Raw genomic sequence first — 2,663 nt, forward strand, 5'->3', positions numbered from 1 at the left:
CCGTTGGCACCTACTTTGGCGAGGGTGGCGAAATCAAACACCTTATCCAGTTTGGTATCTTGCGGCGCTTTCCATTCCAGCCCCCCTTCAACCTGACCTCCAACTTGAGCACCACCAAAGATATCGCCTTTCACGCCGACACCACCAGAAGCATTGGTACCCATACTAACGCTTGGAGAGAGCAGTATTTGGTGGCCGGGGTTGTTGTTGGCTTGATTAGTGAGTTCTAAGCGCCCGCTGGTCATCGCACCAACAAAACAGCTGAGCATTAAGCTAACTTTGGCTCTAAAGTGACCAAAAGGATAAACGGCAGGCTGTTTGTTGGCATCAAGATAGCTAAGCTCTAGGGTATAACCACCTTCATAGGGGAAGTAACGGTGAAGCCCAACCGCACCTTCAGCGAGAGCGAAACTGGCCTCCGCACCAATGCCAATATCTATTTTGCCTTCGGATGGTTCAATCGTACTTTTGACGCTGGCTTGGGCCGCAAAGCGCAGTAGTTGCGCCTCTTGAGAGCTGGCAAAAAGAACTTCGCCATTGTCATCATGCAGCTTTTGAGTCGCTTTCCATTCATGGGCTTTCCAACCGTCCGCTTTCCAGTTGGCAAAGACAGCCTCTAGCTTACCGGTCTCGATATCATCGCGAATGCCTTTTTTAATGTCTTGGATAAAGGCTTGCTTTAGCCCTTGCCAGTCCCTCGCTTCTAAGGCTCGAGTGACTTCGGCATTAACGGTATTTTGTTTCCAGTTGTTTTTGGCACGCTCGACAAAATCCGCTCGCAGGTACACAAGTCGATTTTCGCTCACGAGCCAGGCTTCTAGCACATGCCTTTTCGCGGGTGTGCGTTCAAGCGTTTTGTGGTTCATCTTGTTAAGATCAACACTTTGTTTGTTGGAAGACTCTGGTACAACAGGTCTATTCGCTAAATTCTGCCAGTAGGTGAGCTCTTTCTCGAGAGCGGCGAGAACGTTATCGCGCACCGTGATGGTGGATGGCTCAGAGAAGTACGGGACATAAGTGTTCACTAACGCGCGGCGTTTCTCAAGTTCAGCGATTTTGCTTGCGATGTAGTTCTGTGTTTTTGGTTGTTCCGCAGACTGAGTCGCGGTGCCTGCTGCGGTGTTTTTTGGCGCGTCTACCTTGATGGCCCCTGCATAGACGCACCGCTCAAGCCACGCTTTTTTCTTTAGCGCATGCTGCTGCATCTCAGCGGGGTCAATGTTGTCGCCACTGGGTGCGTTTTCTAGCAGCGTTTTATAGGCTTGAATCAGCTCGTCGGTGATCTGAATTTCTTGTTTGAGCTTTGCTTGGTCCTCTTGCGCCAAACAGTAATAGTCTGTTGGTGAATCCCCAGTAAAAAACAGCACGTCATGGACATCGATGCCCTGACATACAGGCGCACTAAGAATTTCTCCAGTACATTTTGGCTCTAGCGCTGTACTGGGTGGCTCAGGCGAATAATCGGGCTCAGGCACCTCAATGATCACTTCTTTAGGTAGTGTTAAGGTATCTCCCGCCCGAATGTAATTTGGGTCAGTCTGACATTGCGGATTCAGCGTCAAGAGGTCGACATATTCGACGCCTTGATCAATAGCAATTTGGAGTAAGGTATCCCCCGGTTGAATAGTATAGGTAGTCATTGTCATAGGGCTCCATTACTCGTGTTAAGAATCGACTGCATCGTAGAGAGGTGTTCTGGAGTTATCGTCCACTGATATTGCTTAGGAGGGTGGAGAGGCTGTTCGATAGCCACCCAATACCATTGACCGTGGTACCAGTGAATTTGCTCTATGGATTGGAAAAACAGACTGCGTTCATCGTCCGTCATGCTCCCGAGTAATGGTAATAAGGTTCGTGGCTCATAGTAACGGAGCAAAGCGTCCGATTGCCCTGTCGAAACGACTAGACGCTCTCTGAGGAGTTTGACCAGTGACGTTTGAGGTGTGCCTTTTTTAACATATAGAAGGCTTGCGCAAGGTGTGCTTTGCATTTTCTCTATTACAATAGGAAACAGCTCTCGCCCATCTAGAGCAACTAACACGGGGCCACGTTCAATATTGGCAAATTGTGTCTGCTCGAAAAGGGGGCAAAAGAAGGGCTCTGGAACGGTTTGATAAAGCTGAACTTGCCAATTTGGCCAAAGTTCAGGCTCGATAATCATATAGACATCCCATTCGTCTACGAAAATTGGCGCAGACCCCATTTCAACGCGCCACTGAGGCATTATTTGTGGATTTGACATTGGCCACCTCTATTACATTGGCAAAGTTCTTTTAGCAACGAGCCATTTTCGACCATCTTGTTGTATGCGACTTGGTTCATGGCTGGGAGCAACCCATCCGCAGCCATTGCTTGTTGAACTGGGGGAGTTATATCCTGTGTCAGGGAGTTGGGCAGCAAAGCAATCTGCCCAGAAAAACCACTACCACTACCTGGGCTACCGCCCGAGTTTAAATTCACGTTAGGGCCAACCAAGCTAACACCAGACGCGTCTAGTTTTATAAAGCTGCCACAGGCTTTCAAAGTCATTTCAGAGCCTGCTTCGATAACGACCTTCATACCGGCTTTGATGTGGAGTTCATTGCCAATTTCAAATGCATGCAACTGAGCGATTTTTTGATGCAGACTCCCTTCCACAATCGAGGTGGCATCTTGTTTGACCA

The 2,663-nt window shown here is 48.7% G+C and carries 2 protein-coding genes and 1 pseudogene; all 3 read right to left on the reverse strand.

Annotation, left to right across the window (positions count from 1 at the left end):
* A partial coding sequence (locus tag QTN95_RS20130; protein ID WP_331418766.1) for a LysM peptidoglycan-binding domain-containing protein occupies positions 1-1,640 on the reverse strand: 1,640 nt, incomplete at its 3' end.
* A 2-nt stretch (positions 1,641-1,642) separates the two neighbouring features.
* The gene (locus QTN95_RS20135) at positions 1,643-2,242 is read right to left on the reverse strand and encodes a DUF4123 domain-containing protein (RefSeq protein WP_331418767.1); all 600 of its coding nucleotides are present in this window, start codon (positions 2,240-2,242) and stop codon (positions 1,643-1,645) included.
* Positions 2,224-2,663, reverse strand: a pseudogene (locus QTN95_RS20140) (type VI secretion system tip protein VgrG); the annotation flags it as partial. The pseudogene QTN95_RS20140 and the gene QTN95_RS20135, both read right to left, overlap by 19 nt.

Origin of the sequence: Vibrio sp. M260112, from assembly GCF_036533775.1 — a bacterium.
Classification (GTDB): Bacteria; Pseudomonadota; Gammaproteobacteria; order Enterobacterales; family Vibrionaceae; genus Vibrio.